The sequence below is a fragment of the Spirillospora sp. NPDC127506 genome (assembly GCF_040302145.1).
Lineage (GTDB): Bacteria > Actinomycetota > Actinomycetes > Streptosporangiales > Streptosporangiaceae > Spirillospora.
Map to the genome: position 1 here is coordinate 34,649 of NZ_JBEORG010000042.1, position 16,849 is coordinate 51,497.

A 16,849-nucleotide genomic window follows, 5' to 3' on the forward strand; every position below is an offset into this window, starting at 1 on the left:
CCCAGCCTCTACCCGGCGTCAGGCGGCTAACCGCCCGGCGGACGCGGCGCGGGTCACATGCCGCGCGACTGGGAGATGGACCCCGACGTGGCCAGCGTGAACGTCCGCATCGACTCGGCGAACTTCGACAGGTCCCACTCGGCCGGACCCTCGTACCAGTAGAGGTTGTCGGCGCCCTCGGCCCGCTCGCCCGCGTCCTTCACCGTCTCCGCCCACTTCGGGACGGTGTCGAACACGACCGCGTACGGCAGGAAGCGGGAGAACAGCGCGATCCGCTGCCTGGACGCGGCCGCCTCGTCCGGGACGGCGCCGCGCTCCAGGAACGCGCGGAACCCGATCGTGTGCGCCAGCACCGTCGCGCCCCGCGCCGTCTTCGCCGGCATGTACTGGCCGCCGTAGGCCAGCGCCGCGCCCGCGATGATCAGCGCGAGGCCGGCGAGGGCCCACTCGGTGGTGAGCGCCAGCGCCACGGTCGCGGCGATGCCGAGCAGCGTCACCAGGATCCCCGCCAGCGTCCAGCGGGACCGGACGGTGTCGGGGCGCCGCGCGAACCAGCCCTGCTTCACCACGTCGTCGTACATGGCGGACCTGACCTGCGCCAGCTTCGTCGCGAACGTCCCGCCCAGCTCCGACAGCTTCACCGCGTCGCGGCCCGACCCGTCGGGCGCGGTCAGCAGCGCGTCCAGCAGGATCCGCTCGTAGGGGAGCAGGTCGACCTGCGGGCGGTCGAGGCGGCGCAGCGTCCAGTCGAGGCGGCCGGTGACGGCCCTGTCCTCCTCCTCGATGAGCAGGTACCCGCGGACGGCGAGGTCGACGATCGTCGCGGTCACGTCGATCACGTCGGCCTGCTCGTCGATCAGCGTCCCGATCTGGCCGGGGCGCACCCCGTCCGGCGGCTCGAACTCCGCACCCGCGAGCGGCGCCTGGTCGCCCTCCGCGGCCTTCTTGACGACCACCCGGGCGTCCCGGCCGCGCAGCAGGTAGAGCGCGACGACACCGCCGACCAGCAGCACCAGCAGGCCGGCGAGCGCGCCGCCGGTCACGGCGTTCACCGAGAACGCGGTCGCGAGGGTGTGCCGCCGCTCGTAGAGCGCGCGGCCCCCGGTCGTCCCCGCGGGCAGCCCCGCGACGACCGTGAGGTACTCGCCCGGCAGCATCCCCTGCTGCGCGTAGACGCCCTGCGTGTGCGCGTGGTTCGTGTAGTACTGCGTGCAGCCGATCGTGCTGCCGATCGGGCCGGTGAAGCAGTTGACGCTGCGGATCATCGCGCCGCCGTCGACGGTCGCCTTCGCCTCGTCCAGCGGGACCTTCCAGCCGCCGATCACCGGCCAGCGCAGCTCCTCCACCGCGCCCATCGGGGTGATCGCGCCGCGCAGGTCGTACTCCAGCACCACGGTGTAGTCGCCGGTCAGCTTCTTCGCGCCGCTCACCTCGACGATCGTCCGGAGGCCCTCGCTCGACATGCTGACCCGCGCCGGCCCGCCGTCGGGGCTGCTCGCCCGCAGGCCGCCGATCCGCCAGACCCGGTCCTCGCTGAGGCTCTCGTGGTCGCGGGTGCGGAACGTCCGCTCGAACCCCTTGTGCCCGGCGAACCGGTAGACGATCGTCTCCTTGACCTTGGTGACGCCGCCCCGGCCCGCGGTGAGGACGACCTCGTCCTTCAGGACCCGCTCGGACGCCGCGATCGTCCCGGCCTCCGCCCGCCCGGCCTCCGCCCGCCCGTTCCCGGCGCGCTCCGCCGCCGCGGACGGCGAGGTCAGCAGGGGGATCAGCGCCGCGGCCGAAACCGCGGCCGACACCGTCGCAACGACTGGCCGGAACCGGAACAACGCCGCAAGAGCAGACATGGCCGCAAATAGTATCGGCAACGCGTGCGATGATTCTGCGCTATGGCAGGTCACTACCCCCCGCCGCCCCCTCCGCCGCGGCCACCGGCACCCCCCTACGGCCGGCCACCGCACGGCGGACCCCCGTACGGAGGGCCGCCCTACGGCGCGCCGCCCCCGCGCGGGCCGGGCTACGGGCCGCCTGCCTACGGGCAGCCGCAGTACCGGTACGTCCCGATGCGCCCGCCCCCGCGCCGCAGCGCGGGCGGCACGATCGCGGGCATCTTCGGCGGGCTGACCGCCCTCGTCGTCCTCGCGATCCTGGGGCTCTCGGCGCTCGGCGGGACGCAGACCACCGCGTCGGGCGGGACGCGGGCGCCCATCTCGTCCGGCGGCGGCACCGGGAAGCTGTCGCCGAAGGAGAAGGCCACTGACAACCCGCTGTACAAGACGGGCCCACTGACGTCGGTGAGCTGCCGCCTGCCGGGCATCCTGCCGTCCGCCGAGTCCATGCGGCGGTTCATGAACACGCTGAGCGACTGCCTGGACGCCGCGTGGGCCAAGCAGTTCCAGAAGGCCGGGATCCCGTTCGACAAGCCCAACCGCGTGTTCTGGGTCGACCCGGGGCGCAGCCCGTGCGGCACCTACCCGGCGCCCGGCGCGTCCGCCTTCTACTGCCCCGCGAACAACACGATGTACGTCGGGCTCAAGCACGTCGTGGAGACGTCCGGCGGCGAATCGCTGTCCCACTACTCCGTCTACGCGCGGGTGATCGCGCACGAGTACGGCCACCACGTCCAGGACCGCGCCGGGATCCTCCTCTACGGGGACCGGCAGATGGAGACCGGCGACAGCGCGACCGGCAACGCGGCGAGCCGCCGCATCGAGCTGCAGGCGCAGTGCTTCGCCGGCGCGTTCCTCGGCTCCGAGCGGTCCACGCTGCCGATGACGCGCGAGCAGTACGTCGCGATGATCATCGACGTCCGGGGGCGCGGCGAGGACCGCAAGCCGGTGGACGAGCGCGACCACGGCTCGGGCGCGCACTACGCGGGCTGGGTGGTCACCGGCTTCAACGGCCGCGACCTCACCGTCTGCAACACCTGGATCGCCCCGCCCTCCAAGGTGAGCTGACCCCGGCCGCGCCGGCCGGCCGTGCGGGTGCTCCCGCGCGGGTTGAGTGATTCGCCCGTGCCCGGCTGAGCACATGTACTCATGACCAGGGCGCGGGCGGGCCGCAGACTCGGGGCCATGACGACCAGCAGCAACCCGCCGGTGCCCGCCGGCACCACCGCGTTCTTCGTCCAGGCCGCGATCTCGTTCGCCGTCTCCAGCACCGCCGTCGCCGTCGGCGTCGCCTACCTGCCCGTCAGCGCGTGGGTCCGCGCGTTCCTCGCGCTCGGCCTGCTGTACGTGATCACGTCGACGTTCACGCTCGCGAAGTGCGTGCGCGACCGGCAGGAGAACCAGACCATCGCGAACCGCGTCGACCAGGCCCGCCTCGACAAGCTGCTCGCCGAGCACGACCCCTACTCGACCCCGACCCTGTGACCTGCCGTGTCACCTGCCGTGCCACCTGTTCTATGACCTGCCGCCGAGCCCGGCGCCGTCGTGCCGACGGGGCCGGGCTCCGACCTGTCCGCCCCCTGTCCGCCTCGTCCCGCCCCCCTCGACCCTTCCGATCCTTCTGACCTTTCCGACCCTTGCGACCCTTCTGACCTTTCCGGCATGTGAGGCGATTCACCACGAAGTGCTAGCTGGACCGCTTGCAATTGCAAGCACCATGACGCAGGGTGGAGACATGGCAAGTTCGAAGGTCGGCTCCATCGGGGAGTACATCCGGGAACAGCGCACGCGCGCGAAGATCTCGCTGCGCCAGCTGGCGGACGTCTCCGGGATCTCCAACCCGTACCTGAGCCAGATCGAGCGCGGCCTGCGCAAGCCGAGCGCCGAGATCCTGCAGCAGATCGCCAAGGGGCTGCGGATCTCCGCCGAGGCGCTGTACGTGCAGGCGGGCATCCTCGAGGACCGCGAGGCCGACACCGACGTCCAGGCCGCCGTCCGGGCGGACCTCCTGCTCACCGAGCGGCAGAAGCAGGTCCTGCTCGACATCTACGCGTCGTTCCTCAAGGAGAACGAGGCCACGGGCGTGCTCGGCGCGGATCTCGCCGGCGCGGCCGGACGAGCCGCACCGGAACGGGCCGCCCCCGATGGAGCGGCACCCGAAGCAGCAGACCACACACAGAACGGAAAGGAAGAGGTCGGATGACGCTGGCCAGCAACCTCCGAGAGAACAAGGCCGTCTACGCCGTGGCCGGCGCCGGCGACTTCGCGGTGGAGAAGCTCCGTGAGGTCCCCGGCCAGGTGGACCGCTACCGCGAGCAGTTCCGCGAGCAGGTCCGCGAGACCGTCGAGCGCTACCGCGGCGAGGTCTCCCGGTACCAGGAGCGCGTGGACGCCAAGGACCTGCCCGGCGCGGCGGTCGCGTACGCGACGCACGTCGGCACCCGGGCCGCCGAGATCATCGACGAGCTCGCCGAGCGCGGCCGCAAGGTCGTCAACCGCGAGGCCGTCGAGGTCGCTGAGATCACCGGGGCCGAGGCGAAGCCCGCCGCGAAGACCCGCACCGCGCAGCCGCGGCGCGGCACCGGCGCGGCGCGGCAGACCCGGTCCACCACCGCGAAGAAGTGACGGCGCCGAAGTAGCGGCACCGCCGTGGAGGGCCCGGCCGGGAACACCCGGCCGGGTTCCTTCGTCTCTCCGACAGCCCTGTCTCCCAGCCCTGTATCCGAGCCCCGTCTCCGAGCCCGTCTCCGAGCCCGTCTCCGAGCCCGTCTCGAGCCCGTCTCGAGCCCGGTCTCCGCCCGCGGGCCGCTTCCCGCGGGCCGCGGTCCGTTCCGCCAGGCCGCACGGGTGGACGGTGCGCATAGGGTTGGGGCAGAGCAACGCCGTGTGCGCGACAAGGAGTCGCCGTCCGAGACGAGCAGGAGCGCTGATCGCCGATGTCGGGCTTCAATGTGGTGGACTACTTCTTCTGGCTGCTGCTGATCATCGCCTTCGCGATGGAGGCGTGGGCGCTGATCGACTCGCTGACCGTGCCCACCGGCGCCTTCTCCGCGGCCAGCAAGTGGAGCAAGAAGCTCTGGACGATCATCCTGATCGTCGCGACCGTGGTCGGCGGCGCCTACGCGGTCGCGCCGGCCGCGCTCGGCGCCAGCCCCATCGCGCTGCTGCTCGGCATCCTGCCGGTGGCCGCGTTCATCGGCGCCGCGATCTACCTGGCGGACGTCCGCCCGGCCGTGGCGCCGTTCAAGAAGAACAACGGCGGCCGCGGGGGTTCCCGATCTGGCCCCTACGGCCCCTGGTGACCTCTACGGTGAGGTCATGAGCGACACCCTCGGACGCACGACCCGGCTGGAACTGGACGATCAGGCGCTGCGGGAATGGGAGGCCGTCGTCCTCGACGCGGGACCGGACGGCATCGTCCTCGACCGCTCCGCCTTCTACCCGGGCGGCGGCGGCCAGCCCCCGGACCACGGCGTCCTGCTCTGGCAGGGCGTCCAGACCCGCATCGCCGGTGTGCGGAAGGGCGACGACCTCGTCCTGATCCCGGCCGAGGACGACCCGGTCCCGCCGGTCGGCACCGTCGTGCGGGCCGCCGTGGAGGACGAGCGCCGCACCGCCCTCATGCGCACCCACTCCGGCCTGCACCTGCTGTGCGGGGTGGTGTTCCGCGACTACGGCTGCCTCGTGACGGGCGGCAACATGGAGCCGCTGAGCGCCCGCATGGACTTCGACCTCCGCGAAGTGCCGCCCGGCTTCAAGCAGGCCGTCGAGGACGCCTGCAACGCCGAGGTCGAGGCCGACCGCCGCATCGACATCAAGACCCTGCCCCGCGAGGAGGCGTTCGAGATCCCCGACATCATCCGCACCGCCACGAACCTCGTCCCGCCCGAGGTGCGCGACGTCCGGATCGTCGACATCGTCGGGCTCGACACGCAGGCGGACGGCGGCACCCACGTCGGCTCCACCAAGCAGATCGGCCGCATCACGGTCGCCAAGGTCGAGAACAAGGGCCGCGGCTTCCGCCGCCTCCGCATCAAGATCAGCGACTGACGGCGCGCCGCCCGCGCCCGGCGGCCTACGGGGACGGGCTGGACAGCGCGTCGACCGAGACCAGGCCGTGCTCGACGATGTCCACGGCGCGGTCGAGGGCCGCCCGCATGGAGACCGGGTCGTAGCCCTCGCGGCGGCAGTGCGCGACGACCGCCTGCATGCCGCCGATCGCCATGCCGGACACCGCCACCGCGTCGATCTCCGGGATGCCGGGGCACAGGTCGCGCAGCAGCGCCTCGATCGCCTCCTGGGCGCCGGTCATGCGCTGCAGCGCGCGGGCCCGCAGCGCGGGGCGCTCCAGGATCAGCGCGACCTGGACCGCCCCGTAGTCGCCGTGCTCCGACACGACCGCGTTGAGGACGTCGACGATGCTGCGCCGTATCGTCTCCATCGGCGTCTCGCCGGAGGTGCGGCGCAGCCGCTCGGCCACCTCGGCGAGCCGGTCGTCGATCTCGGCGAAGACCACGTCCTCCTTGGACGGGAAGTAGCCGAAGAACGTGCGGGGCGCGACGTCGGCGGCGGCGGCGATGTCGGCGATCGTCGTCTCCTCGTAGCCGCGCTCGGCGAACAGGCGCAGCGCGGCCGACGCGATGGCCTGCCGGGTGCGCAGCTTCTTGCGCTCCCGCAGGCCCGGCCGGGCCGGCTCCTCGTCCATGTGACGGACATTACCACGACTGCAAAATTGCATCTGTTGCAAATCGGCAGTGATGGGTGTTCGCTGCGAACATGGCCGGTTTTCTGGAGGCGCTCGGGCGCCTCTGCGCGCGGCGGCGGCGCACCGTCTTCGAGCTGTGGGTCGCCGCGATCCTGGGCGCGGGCGTCCTCGGCATCATGCACGGGGGCGTGTTCGTGCAGCAGAGCACGCTGCCCGGCACCGAGACCCAGCGCGCCATCGACGCGCTCGCCCAGGACTTCCCCGCGATGACCGGGCCGACCACGACCGTCGTCTTCCACGAGACCCGCGAGGCGAGCCCGGGGGACTGGCGGGCCGCGCTCACGATCGGCCAGTCGATCGAGAACATCGGGAAGCTGAAGCGCGTCGCGTTCGTCGAGAACCCCTACGTCCCCGGCATGGGCGGGCTGAAGGACGACAACGCGGTCGTCGTCCGGCTGAACTTCGCCGGCACGATGAGCGACGTCGGCCACGCCGACCTCGACGCGCTGAACCGCGCCGTGGAGCCCGCGCGGCTGGCCGGGCTGGACGTGAAGTTCGGCGGCATCGTCGCGATGATCCTCAACCAGCCGAAGAGCGGGCCGCAGGAGGGCGTCGGGATCGTCCTGGCGCTGTGCGTGCTGCTGCTGGCGTTCGGGTCCTACCTGGCGGCCGGCATACCGATCCTGGTGTCGCTGTGCGGGATGGCCGTCGCCTACTCGCTGATCCACTTCGCGGCGTCGTTCTACCAGATCGCGCCGACCGCGCCGATGTGCGCGGCGATGCTCGGCATCGGCGCGGGGATCGACTACGCCCTGTTCATCGTCACCCGGTACCGGCAGCAGCTCGCCGAGGGCGACGACGTCGAGACGGCGGTCGGCCGGGCCATGGCGCACTCGGGGCACGCCGTGGTCTTCGCCGGCGGCACCGTCGTGTTCGCGATCTGCGGGCTGTTCCTCTCCGGCATCGCGTTCGTCGGGACCATCGGGATCTTCACCGCGCTCGCCGTCGCCATCATGGTCGCCGCCGCGCTGACGCTGCTGCCCGCCGTCCTCGGGGCGCTCGGCCACCGCATCGACCGCTACCGGCTGCCGCGCGTCCGCCCCGACCGCTCCTCCCGCCGCTGGGCGGCGTGGGGGCGGCACGTCGACCGGCACGCCTGGCCCTACGCCATCGTGGCGGCGCTCGTCCTGCTGACGCTGTCGGTTCCGACGCTCAGCCTGCGGTTCGGGGTGATGGCCGACAGCATGTCGTCCCCGCAGATGGAGGCGCGGCAGGCCTACGACATCGTCGCCCGCGAGTTCGGCGCCGGCCACTACAGCCCGTTCGTCGTCGTCGCGAAGGTGCCCGGCGAGGAGAAACGCGTCCGGCCGAAGCCGGCGGTGCCCACGGTGGACGGCAGCGAAGGGCTCGGCGGCCTGACGAAACCTGCGGTGCCCGCGCCCAGCCCGTCACCCGAGCCCGCCCGCCCCAAAGGCGCGCCGGACGCCTCCAAGAAGCCCGACAAGGACGCCGTCCTCATCGCGCAGGAACTGCGGGAGCGACTGTCGGAGGTGCCCGGCGTCGTCTTCGTCGGGGAGCCGGTGGTGACCGGCAAGACGGCGATCCTGCAGGTCACGCCCCGCGACGCCCCGCACGCCGAATCGACCACCGACCTCGTCCACCGCCTGCGGGACGTCGAGATCGCCGCGGTGCGGGACGCCCACCCGGGCACGGAGATCTACCTCGGCGGCGAGAACCCGGCGATCATCGACCTCGCCGCCACGGTCGGCGAGCGGATGCCGGCCGTCGTCATCGCGGTCGTGGGCGTCGCGCTGCTGCTGCTCGTCATCGCCTTCCGCTCGATCGTCGTCCCGGTCAAGGCCGCCCTCATGAACCTGCTGTCGATCGGGGCGTCGTTCGGCGTCGTCACGGCCGTGTTCCAGTGGGGCTGGGGGATCCGGCTGTTCGGCGTCGACCAGGCCATCCCCATCATGTCGTTCGTCCCGCTGTTCATGTTCGCCCTGATCTTCGGGCTGTCCATGGACTACGAGGTGTTCCTGCTGTCGCGGATCAAGGAGGAGTACGAGCGGTCCGGCGACCCGCACGAGTCCGTGGTCGTCGGCATCGGGGCCACCGCCCGCCTCATCACCTCCGCCGCGCTCATCATGATCTTCGTGTTCGCGAGCTTCGTCCCGCAGCCCGACCCGACGATCAAGATGATGGCGCTCGGCCTCGCCGTCGCCGTCGCGATGGACGCCACGATCGTCCGGCTCGTGCTCGTCCCGGCGCTGATGAGCCTGCTCGGCCACGCGAACTGGTGGTGGCCCGGCCGGTCCCGCCCCTCCGCGCCCCCGCCTCCTCCGCCGCCCACGCGCCCGGCCGCCGAACAGCTGGAGCTGGAGCTCACGAGCTGACCGTCCCCCTCGCCGGGCTGGCTGTTCCTTCGGGCCGGCTGTTCCTCCGGGCCGGCTGTTCCTCCGGGGTTAGCCGTTCTCTCGGGCTGGTGGTTCCCCTGGGCTGGTCGTTCCTCTGGGCTGACCGTTCCCCGGGCAGGCTGTTCCGCCGGGCTGGCCGTTCTCTCGGGCTGGTCGTTCCCCTGGGCTGACTGTTCCCCGGGCAGGCAGTTCCGCCAGGCTGGCTGTTCCGCCGGGCTGGCCGTTCCCTCGGGGTGGTCGTTCCCCGGGCTGGCTGCTCCCTCGGGCTGACTGTTCCCCGGAGTGCCGGGTAGGTGCGTGGGCGGACACTTGGGGGACCCATGCGCGTTGCTGCAGTACGGACGGTGGTGCCGGACCATCACTACGACCAGGACCAGATCACCAGGGCCGTCGTGGAGCGCACGGACGCGCGCGAGGAACTCGTCCGCCGCTTCCACGCCGCGACCCGGGTCACCGGCCGCAACCTGGCGCTGCCGATCGACGACTACGTGAAGCTCGGCGGGTTCACGGGCGCGAACGACGTCTACATCGAGACGGCCGTCGATCTCGCGACGCGGGCCGTGCGGGACGCCCTCGACCGGGCCGGATGCGCCCCGCACGACGTCGACCACCTGATCTTCTGCTCCTCGACGGGACTGGCGACGCCTTCCCTGGACGCCCGTGTGGCCCAGCGCGCCGGCCTGCGCGAGGACATCACGCGCGTGCCGATGTTCGGCCTCGGCTGCGCGGCGGGCGCCGCCGGGCTGTCCCGGCTGTACGACCATCTGCGGGCCTGGCCCGACCGGGTGGCGGTGCTGGTCTGCGTCGAACTGTGCTCGCTGACCGTCCAGCGCGCGGACACCTCGGTGGCGAACCTGGTCGCCAGCGGCCTGTTCGGCGACGGATCCGCCGCCGTCGTCGCCGTCGGGGACCGCCGCGACACCGGCGCCCACGCCGGCCCGCGGGTGGTCGCGACCCGCAGCAGGCTCTACCCCGGCACCGAGCGGCTCATGGGCTGGGACGTCGGCGACCACGGCTTCCGCGTCGTCCTGGCCGCCGACCTGGTCGACCATGTGGAGGCGACCCTGGCCGGCGACGTGGCGGCCTTCCTGGGCGACCACGGGCTCACCGTGGACGAGGTCGGCTCCTGGGTCTGCCACCCCGGCGGCCCGAAGGTGATCGACATCATCCAGCGGGAGCTGGGCCTGGCCCCGGACGCCCTGGACGTCACCTGGGACTCGCTCCGCACCATGGGGAACCTGTCGTCGGTGTCGGTGCTCAACGTCCTGGAGGAGACGATCGCGCGCCACCGCCCGGCCGACGGAGAACCCGGCCTGCTGATGGCGCTCGGCCCGGGGTTCTCCGCCGAACTCGTCCTGCTGCGCTGGTGAACCGCTACACCGCCCTGATCGGGCTCGTCGCCGCCGAGCGCCTCGCCGAACTGGCCGTCGCGCGCCGCAACCGCGCCTGGGCGCGGCGGCACGGCGGCGTCGAGCACGGCGCTGGGCACTACCCGCTGATCGCCGCCGCCCATGTCGCCCTGCTGGGCGGATCGCTGCTGGAAGCGCGGAAGACCCGGTTCGTGCCCGCCATCGGGTGGCCGATGCTGGCGCTGGCGGCCGCGTCCCAGGCGCTGCGCTGGTGGTGTATCGCCAGCCTGGGGAAACGGTGGAACACGCGGGTCATCGTGGTGCCCGGCATGCCGCTCGTGGAGCGCGGCCCCTACCGGCGCCTGCGGCACCCCAACTACGTCGCCGTCGTCGCCGAGGGATTGGCGCTGCCGCTCGTCCACACCGCGTGGCGCACCGCCCTGCTGTTCACGGGCACCAACCTGTGCCTGCTCAGAACCCGCATCAGGATCGAGAACGAGGCGCTTGGCCGCATCGAAACGCCGTGATGGTGGCAGATTGCCCGGCTAGTGGAGCTTGCTCGGCTGGTGGTGTTTGCTCGGCTGGTGGTGCTTGCCGGCTGGTGGTGCGTTCAGCGTGTGGTGACCGGCTTGGAGCGGTTCGTTCCTGAATCGCGGTTTGTTTGGAGGAAGGCTCGGCGGGCGGCCTTTTCGTGCAGTTCCTGCAGAAGTTCCGCCTGGGCGGTGGCGCGTTCCAGCAAGGTGCGCAGCTGCCCCGCGTCCAGGCCCGGTTCCTGGTCGGCGACGGTGAGCAGGGTGCGCCACCCCGCGGCCTTGCCCTCGACGGCCAGGCGGAGCGCCTCGACCTCCACGAGATCGCTGAGCGGCGAGCGGCGGACCAGCCGGCCGTTGAGCTTCAGCCGGCCGCCCTTCTCGGCCGCCCACACCGCCATGCTCTTGTACCGGCGGGCTGGCAGGCCGAGCGAACGCAGGATCTCCTGCAGCGCGCCCCGGTCGGCGGCGATGTCGTCCGCGAGCCGCTGGAGCCGCTCCGCGTCGCCGGTGTCGCTGTGGGAGCGCGCGACCCGCCGGGCCAGTGCCACCCCGCCGGCGGCCGCCGCCAAGTGATCGGTCAGATAGATGTGCAGCAGATTGCGGCTGTCAGGTGTCGCCATGCGCCCTCCGTACCCCGGCGTCGGCGGGTAAACGGCCCGCCCGCCGGGGTCAGGGGATCTGCTCCACCCGGACGCCCGGGACGCCCTCGTAGACCTCGGGGTCGGCGGTGATCAGCGGCCACCGCCGCCAGCGGGCCGACCACGCGGCCTGCGCGGCGTCGATCCCCAGGTTGGGGAGCGTCGTGACGAGCAGCCCGGTCTGCTGGGCGATCACGTCGTCGAGGTCGTCGACGTGCACGACCTGCATGCCGGGCAGCCGCTCCAAGACGGCGCGGCCGTGGTCGGGGACGATCTGCCAGGCGCGGGCGAGCGCGGTGGCGGGGATCACGATGGTCGCGTGCTGGGCGATGGACGCGCGCAGCCGGGCACGGACATAGATGGTCTTGCCGGTGGCCAGGTCGAGAAGGGCGGTCGCGTCGAAGACGTGACCGGTTATCACGCGACGTCCCGGCGGTCCGGCGTGCCGCGTTCCACGAGCCGGTCCACCATGGCCTGCTCGTCCGGGCTCGGCGGGCCGAACAGGTCGTCGATGGTCGAGGAGTCGCGCAGGAAGGCCAGCTTGAGACGCGCCCCGTCCGCGAGGAACCCGGACACCGAGGCGATCTTCTTGTCCTCGGCGAGCCCCTGCAGCGTGGCGGCAAGCTCGTCAGGGAGCGTGATGTTGAGTCTCGCCATGGGGCACAGAATACACACTCGAAGGCCGTCCAGTGTGTACTGGGTGGGTGCGAAGGTTCTGGCTCGGAGGCTCGACGCGGTGTCTTCGTTGCGAGGCGCGATGGCGGTTCGGGGACGCGGTGTTAGTTCGGGGGCGCGGTGTTAGTTCGGGGCGCGTTCTGGCGGTGACGGTTTGGGGCGCGGTGTTGGTTCGGGCGGTGACGGCTCGGGTGCGGTGACGGTTCCGGGCGCGGTGTTAGTTCGGGGGTGTCGATTCGGGCGGAGTCCGTTCGTGTAGCGGGTGAGACCCCTGCATGAGAGCGAGAGGACGGACGATGAACGAGGTCCGGACACTGCTGGACGGCCGCGGGCTGGTCGAGTCGCCGCGCTGGCACGGGGACCGGCTGTACTTCTCCGACTGGTCGGCGGGCGAGGTCGTCGCGGTCGACCCGGCGGGCGCCGCCGAGGTAGTGGCGCGGGTGAACTCGCTGCCGCTCTGCACCGAATGGCTCCCGGACGGCCGGTTCCTGATCGTCTCGTCCGGTGACGGGCTGCTGCTGCGCCGGGAGCCGGACGGGTCCGTGGTCACCCACGCCGAGCTCGGTCCGGCGGGCTGGAACGACATCGTCGCCGACGGGCGCGGCCACATCTACGTGAACGCGGTCGGCTTCGACCCGATGTCCGGTGAGATGGCCGAGCCCGGATCCGTGTGGCTGGTCGCGGACGGCGGCGCGGCGCGCCGGGTCGCCGGTGACATCGCGTTCCCCAACGGGATGGCGGTGACGCCCGACGACGCGACGCTGATCGTCGCCGACTCCTACGGGCACAGCCTCGTGGCCTACGACATCGGCGTGGACGGAGGGCTGTCCGGCCGCCGCACCTGGGCCGACCTGGGCGAGGCCGCCGCCCCGGACGGCATATGCGTCGACGCGGAGGGCGCGGTCTGGTACGCCGACGTCCCCAACCGCTGCTGCGTGCGCGTCGCCGAGGGCGGCGAGACCCTGCAGATCGTCCACTTGGACCGTGGCGGCTTCGCCTGCGCCCTCGGCGGGCCTGCGGGGACGACGCTGTTCATCACCGCCGCCGAATGGCGCGGCATGACCGAACCCGAAATGGTCGCTCCTGGCTCTGGGCAGATCCTGGCCACCGAAGTGGCCGTGCCGGCCGCCGGTAGTCCCTGAGGTCGTCCATCGGGTCTGGGCTGCTCGCGCGCTACGGCAGCGGACGCACTTCGCCTACTGGGCGCACGGCTACTGGGCGCACGGCTACTGGACGCATGGCGCTGGGACGCACGGCCATTGGGTGCCGCGCAGTCGCGTGGGCTTTTCCTGTGCCTGGACCTTGTCGTTGAGGAGCTGTTGATACTTTTGGGGCGATGAACGTCCAATCATGGTCCAAAGCCTCAAACGGACGACGACTTGCGGCCGTCTGATCTCGCGCGCGAACACGGCATCTCGGCGCAGGCCGTCCGCAACTACGAGCGGGACGGTTTCATCCCGCCGGCGGGGCGCACCCCGACCGGATACCGGATCTACACGGAGACGCACGCGGCGGCCCTCCGCGCCTACCTCTCCCTCGTCCGCGCCCACGGGTACTCGGCCGCCGGTCAGATCATGCTCGCCGTCCACGACGGCCGGCTCGACGACGCCCTCGCGATCATCGACCAGGGGCACCACCAACTGCTCCGCGACCGGGAGACCCTCGGCTCGGTGCGGCAGGCGGTGGATCACCTGATGGCGGGTTCCGACGCCGTCCCGGACCGGGCCAGAGATCCTCGTATCCGGACCATCGGTGATCTGGCGCACCGGCTGGGCGTCACCCCGGCGACCCTGCGCAACTGGGAGGAAGCCGGCATCATCGCCCCGGAACGGGACCGCGCCACCGGATACCGGGTCTTCAGCGCTACCGACATCCGCGACGCGGAGCTGGCGCATCTCCTGCGGCGCGGGGGATACCTGCTTGATCACATAGCGGCCGTCGTCCGGCAGATCCGGACCGCCGGCGGCACGGAGGCGCTCTCCCACGCGCTGGACGACTGGCAGCGGAAGCTCACCGCGCAGGGCACGGCCATGCTCTGGGCCGCGGCACGACTGAGCGACTACCTGGCCCTGGTCGATCCCGATCCAGGTGTCCCGTCGAGGCCGTCCGACGTCGTGCGATGAGCTGCCGGCCCGCGTCCGATCAGGGCGCGGGGCGGCCGGGCGCGTCCGCTGGGAACTCCTGTGTGCCGAGGACGCGCAGCAGCTCAAGCCGCTCGCCGCTCTCGGCGTCCGCCGGGGTGAGCACCAGCAGCTGCTGCCTCTGGTCGGGGGTGACCAGGGTCTCGCAGTCCATCAGCAGGCGGCCGACCCGCGGGTGCAGGAAGGTCTTGCGGTCGGCGCGGCGGACCGCCACCTCGTGCTCCGTCCAACGCCGGCGGAACTCGGCGCTGGCGGCCAGCAACCGGTCGACGAGTCCCGTGACCACGGGGTCACCGGAGCGGCGTCCGGCGGTCGCGCGCAGGTCGGCCACCAGTTGGCGGGCGTGGCGCTCGTGCTCCTCGGGAGGCGCGACGGCGCGGGCCGCGGGGTCGGTGAACCAGCGGTACACCGGGTAGCGGTCGTCGCCGGAGAAGCGGGTGTGGTCGCCCATCAGCAGGAACGCCGCCCTGTTCTGGGCGAGGACATCGCCCAGGTCGGACAGCACCAGGGCCGGGGTGTCGCCGACCAGGTCCAGCATGCGGATCAGGCCGGCGCGGGCCAGGCGGGCCGTCCCGTCGGCGGGCGGCGGACGGTGGCCGGCCAGGTGGAACAGGTGGTCGCGCTCGTCGTCGGACAGGCGCAGCGCCCGCGCCAGCGCGCCCAGCAGCTGCGTCGACGGCTGGCTGCTGCGGCCCTGCTCCAGCCGGACGACGTAGTCCACCGACATGCCGGCGAGCATCGCCACCTCCTCCCGGCGCAGCCCGGCGGTCCGGCGGCGGGGGCCGTCGGCGAGACCCACCTCGGCCGGACGGATCGCCTCCCGGCGCCGGCGCAGGAAATCGGCGAGCTGGTCGCGTTGCATGCCTTCATCGTCGCTCGCGGCGGCGGCTTTATACAGGGAGCGGCGCTCCCACGATGAACGCTCCGCTTTTGGACGCCGCGGCGCGAGCGCAGGGTTGGGCGGTGGAAGGAGAGACATGATGCAGACACGAACTCTCGGCAAGACCGGCCCGACCGTCTCCGAGCTGGGCCTGGGCGCGATGGCCATGTCCGGTGCCTACGGTGCCGCCGACCGCGCGGAGAGCATCGCCACCGTGCACGCCGCACTCGACGCCGGAGTCACGCTGATCGACACCGGCGACTTCTACGGCGCGGGCCACAACGAGATGCTGCTCGCCGAGGCGCTCCGCGGCCGGGACCGGGACAGCTACACGCTGAGCGTCAAGTTCGGCATGCTGTCGGGGCCGGCCCCCGCGTTCGGCGGGTTCGACGGCCGTCCCGAAGCGGTGAAGAACTTCCTGGCGTACTCGCTGACCCGGCTGGGGACCGACCACATCGACATCTACCGTCCCGCGCGGCTGGACCCGTCGGTGCCCATTGAGGAGACGGTCGGCGCGATCAAGGAGATGATCGACGCCGGATACGTCCGCCACCTCGGGCTCTCGGAGGTCGACGCCGCCACCGTCCGCCGCGCACATGCCGTGCACCCCGTCTCCGACCTGCAGATCGAGTACTCGCTGATCTCACGCGCCGTGGAGACGGAAGTCCTGCCGACGCTGCGGGAACTCGGCATCGGCCTGACCGCGTACGGCGTTCTCGGCCGCGGCCTCATCTCCGGGCACTGGTCCGGCGGCTCCGGCCCCGGTGACAGCCGCAGCCGCAGCCCGCGGTTCTCCAGCGGCAACGTGGAGCACAACCTCGCTCTGGTGGAGGCGCTGCGGCGGGTCGCCGAAGCGAAGGGATGCACCGTCGCGCAACTGGTCATCGCCTGGGTGGCCGCGCAGGGCGAGGACATCGTGCCGCTGATCGGCCCCCGCACCCGCCACCGACTGGACGAAGCGCTGCCCGCGATCGACCTGCACCTCGACGCGGACGACCTCGCCGAGATCGAAAAGGCGGTACCGCGAGGCGCCGCGCGCGGCGACCGCTACCCGCCCGCCTTCATGCCCAGCCTGGGCGTGGGCAACTAGACGTCCTTCCGCTGCCCCGGTCCGGCGGCGTTCGGCTGTTCCGCGCGGGCGGCTGTTCCGGGCGGGCGGCCGTTCCGCGTGGGCGGCTGTTCCGCCGGTGCGTTGAGCGCCGCAAGCGTGTGCCGCTTCCCGGACGCTCTAATCGCGGCGCAGGCAGGCGCGGATCGCCCTGGACGAGCAGGTCTTGTCAGGGCGGGTCCGGGAACGACCGCACCGGTTAGGCGTTGCGGATACGGGTCATCATCGCCTCGCCGCCGGGCCGGCGTGCGTCCAGATACGTCACCCTGCCAGTGGCGAAGCAGTCCGTAAGCGGCTTGCGAGGCGCCATAGCAGGCGGGGACGTCCCGCGACGGCGCGCCGGAGCGCACCTGACAGCGGATCTGGTTGATGAGGTGCCGCTGGGTCCATTCGACGGTCACCCGATTGCCGGGGGCGGGAACGGGGCTCTTCACGATCGAGGGTGTAGTTGCGGTTTGAAGCCGCCGGTCTCGAGTAGTGATCTGGCGATGTAGTTGGTCAGGTTGCGGAACCCCAG

At 72.1% G+C, this 16,849-nt stretch carries 18 protein-coding genes; 12 read left to right on the forward strand and 6 right to left on the reverse strand.

Features of this window, described 5'->3' with window-relative positions; translation table 11 throughout:
• Nucleotides 1–53: 53 nt before the first annotated feature.
• Entirely contained in the window at nt 54–1,799 is a 1,746-nt protein-coding gene (locus ABTW95_RS29745; protein ID WP_396446038.1) for a DUF2207 domain-containing protein, read from the reverse strand.
• A 264-nt stretch (nt 1,800–2,063) separates the two neighbouring features.
• On the opposite strand from ABTW95_RS29745, the gene ABTW95_RS29750 reads away from it, so the two are divergent.
• The 6 genes from ABTW95_RS29750 to ABTW95_RS29775 all read left to right on the forward strand — a co-directional run bounded on the left by ABTW95_RS29750 (nt 2,064) and on the right by ABTW95_RS29775 (nt 5,939).
• Nucleotides 2,064–2,957 (forward strand): neutral zinc metallopeptidase, encoded by an 894-nt coding sequence (locus ABTW95_RS29750; protein WP_500227996.1) that lies wholly within the window; start codon nt 2,064–2,066, stop codon nt 2,955–2,957.
• Between the two features lie 117 nt (nt 2,958–3,074).
• Complete coding sequence (locus ABTW95_RS29755; RefSeq protein WP_396446040.1) at nt 3,075–3,374, forward strand: YiaA/YiaB family inner membrane protein; 300 nt, start codon at nt 3,075–3,077, stop codon at nt 3,372–3,374.
• Nucleotides 3,375–3,624: 250 nt separating this feature from the next.
• Nucleotides 3,625–4,092 carry a helix-turn-helix domain-containing protein gene (locus ABTW95_RS29760; protein ID WP_396446041.1) on the forward strand — a complete coding sequence of 156 codons (468 nt, stop codon included), beginning with the start codon at nt 3,625–3,627 and terminating at the stop codon, nt 4,090–4,092.
• Nucleotides 4,089–4,514 carry a hypothetical protein gene (locus ABTW95_RS29765; protein ID WP_396446042.1) on the forward strand — a complete coding sequence of 142 codons (426 nt, stop codon included), beginning with the start codon at nt 4,089–4,091 and terminating at the stop codon, nt 4,512–4,514. The genes ABTW95_RS29760 and ABTW95_RS29765 overlap by 4 nt, the downstream gene beginning before the upstream one ends.
• A gap of 311 nt (nt 4,515–4,825) precedes the next feature.
• Nucleotides 4,826–5,191 (forward strand): DUF2516 family protein, encoded by a 366-nt coding sequence (locus tag ABTW95_RS29770; RefSeq protein ID WP_396446043.1) that lies wholly within the window; start codon nt 4,826–4,828, stop codon nt 5,189–5,191.
• 16 nt (nt 5,192–5,207) lie between these two features.
• Nucleotides 5,208–5,939: an alanyl-tRNA editing protein gene (locus ABTW95_RS29775; protein WP_500227997.1), complete on the forward strand. Its 732-nt coding sequence runs from the start codon at nt 5,208–5,210 to the stop codon at nt 5,937–5,939.
• 25 nt (nt 5,940–5,964) lie between these two features.
• Here the strand turns inward: ABTW95_RS29775 and ABTW95_RS29780 are convergent, their stop codons facing one another.
• The gene (locus ABTW95_RS29780; RefSeq protein ID WP_396446045.1) at nt 5,965–6,594 is read right to left on the reverse strand and encodes a TetR family transcriptional regulator; all 630 of its coding nucleotides are present in this window, start codon (nt 6,592–6,594) and stop codon (nt 5,965–5,967) included.
• Between the two features lie 71 nt (nt 6,595–6,665).
• Here ABTW95_RS29780 and ABTW95_RS29785 point away from each other — a divergent pair, with 71 nt between their 5' ends.
• From ABTW95_RS29785 to ABTW95_RS29795, 3 genes are all read left to right on the forward strand, one after another.
• Entirely contained in the window at nt 6,666–8,987 is a 2,322-nt protein-coding gene (locus tag ABTW95_RS29785; protein WP_500227998.1) for an MMPL family transporter, read from the forward strand.
• A 365-nt stretch (nt 8,988–9,352) separates the two neighbouring features.
• Nucleotides 9,353–10,378 carry a type III polyketide synthase gene (locus tag ABTW95_RS29790; RefSeq protein WP_500227999.1) on the forward strand — a complete coding sequence of 342 codons (1,026 nt, stop codon included), beginning with the start codon at nt 9,353–9,355 and terminating at the stop codon, nt 10,376–10,378.
• Nucleotides 10,375–10,884 (forward strand): isoprenylcysteine carboxyl methyltransferase family protein, encoded by a 510-nt coding sequence (locus ABTW95_RS29795; RefSeq protein WP_500228000.1) that lies wholly within the window; start codon nt 10,375–10,377, stop codon nt 10,882–10,884. The genes ABTW95_RS29790 and ABTW95_RS29795 overlap by 4 nt, the downstream gene beginning before the upstream one ends.
• An 83-nt stretch (nt 10,885–10,967) precedes the next feature.
• Here ABTW95_RS29795 and ABTW95_RS29800 read toward each other — a convergent pair whose 3' ends face one another.
• The 3 genes from ABTW95_RS29800 to ABTW95_RS29810 are packed head-to-tail and all read right to left on the reverse strand — an operon-like array spanning nt 10,968 to nt 12,185.
• Nucleotides 10,968–11,510, reverse strand: coding sequence for a hypothetical protein (locus ABTW95_RS29800; protein WP_396446049.1), 543 nt, complete (start codon nt 11,508–11,510; stop codon nt 10,968–10,970).
• Between the two features lie 49 nt (nt 11,511–11,559).
• Entirely contained in the window at nt 11,560–11,949 is a 390-nt protein-coding gene (locus ABTW95_RS29805; protein WP_396446051.1) for a hypothetical protein, read from the reverse strand.
• A complete protein-coding gene (locus tag ABTW95_RS29810) occupies nt 11,946–12,185 on the reverse strand; it encodes a ribbon-helix-helix domain-containing protein (RefSeq protein ID WP_396446052.1) in 240 nt (79 codons plus the stop codon). Before ABTW95_RS29810 ends, ABTW95_RS29805 begins: the two co-directional genes overlap by 4 nt.
• A gap of 314 nt (nt 12,186–12,499) precedes the next feature.
• Here ABTW95_RS29810 and ABTW95_RS29815 point away from each other — a divergent pair, with 314 nt between their 5' ends.
• Entirely contained in the window at nt 12,500–13,345 is an 846-nt protein-coding gene (locus ABTW95_RS29815) for an SMP-30/gluconolactonase/LRE family protein (protein ID WP_500228001.1), read from the forward strand.
• Nucleotides 13,346–13,582: 237 nt separating this feature from the next.
• Nucleotides 13,583–14,326 carry a TioE family transcriptional regulator gene (locus ABTW95_RS29820; protein ID WP_500228002.1) on the forward strand — a complete coding sequence of 248 codons (744 nt, stop codon included), beginning with the start codon at nt 13,583–13,585 and terminating at the stop codon, nt 14,324–14,326.
• A gap of 19 nt (nt 14,327–14,345) precedes the next feature.
• Here ABTW95_RS29820 and ABTW95_RS29825 read toward each other — a convergent pair whose 3' ends face one another.
• A complete protein-coding gene (locus ABTW95_RS29825) occupies nt 14,346–15,206 on the reverse strand; it encodes a helix-turn-helix transcriptional regulator (RefSeq protein ID WP_500228003.1) in 861 nt (286 codons plus the stop codon).
• 118 nt (nt 15,207–15,324) lie between these two features.
• Here ABTW95_RS29825 and ABTW95_RS29830 point away from each other — a divergent pair, with 118 nt between their 5' ends.
• Entirely contained in the window at nt 15,325–16,314 is a 990-nt protein-coding gene (locus ABTW95_RS29830) for an aldo/keto reductase (RefSeq protein WP_500228004.1), read from the forward strand.
• Nucleotides 16,315–16,849: the final 535 nt, after the last annotated feature.

Bases quoted from the DNA above. Each gene is read 5' to 3' on its own strand.
- ABTW95_RS29750 (WP_500227996.1), top strand. From the start codon at position 2,064: ATGCGCCCGCCCCCGCGCCGCAGCGCGGGCGGCACGATCGCGGGCATC.
- ABTW95_RS29755 (WP_396446040.1), top strand. From the start codon at position 3,075: ATGACGACCAGCAGCAACCCGCCGGTGCCCGCCGGCACCACCGCGTTC.
- ABTW95_RS29760 (WP_396446041.1), top strand. From the start codon at position 3,625: ATGGCAAGTTCGAAGGTCGGCTCCATCGGGGAGTACATCCGGGAACAG.
- ABTW95_RS29765 (WP_396446042.1), top strand. From the start codon at position 4,089: ATGACGCTGGCCAGCAACCTCCGAGAGAACAAGGCCGTCTACGCCGTG.
- ABTW95_RS29770 (WP_396446043.1), top strand. From the start codon at position 4,826: ATGTCGGGCTTCAATGTGGTGGACTACTTCTTCTGGCTGCTGCTGATC.
- ABTW95_RS29775 (WP_500227997.1), top strand. From the start codon at position 5,208: ATGAGCGACACCCTCGGACGCACGACCCGGCTGGAACTGGACGATCAG.
- ABTW95_RS29780 (WP_396446045.1), bottom strand. From the start codon at position 6,594: ATGGACGAGGAGCCGGCCCGGCCGGGCCTGCGGGAGCGCAAGAAGCTG.
- ABTW95_RS29785 (WP_500227998.1), top strand. From the start codon at position 6,666: ATGGCCGGTTTTCTGGAGGCGCTCGGGCGCCTCTGCGCGCGGCGGCGG.
- ABTW95_RS29800 (WP_396446049.1), bottom strand. From the start codon at position 11,510: ATGGCGACACCTGACAGCCGCAATCTGCTGCACATCTATCTGACCGAT.
- ABTW95_RS29810 (WP_396446052.1), bottom strand. From the start codon at position 12,185: ATGGCGAGACTCAACATCACGCTCCCTGACGAGCTTGCCGCCACGCTG.
- ABTW95_RS29815 (WP_500228001.1), top strand. From the start codon at position 12,500: ATGAACGAGGTCCGGACACTGCTGGACGGCCGCGGGCTGGTCGAGTCG.
- ABTW95_RS29825 (WP_500228003.1), bottom strand. From the start codon at position 15,206: ATGCAACGCGACCAGCTCGCCGATTTCCTGCGCCGGCGCCGGGAGGCG.
- ABTW95_RS29830 (WP_500228004.1), top strand. From the start codon at position 15,325: ATGCAGACACGAACTCTCGGCAAGACCGGCCCGACCGTCTCCGAGCTG.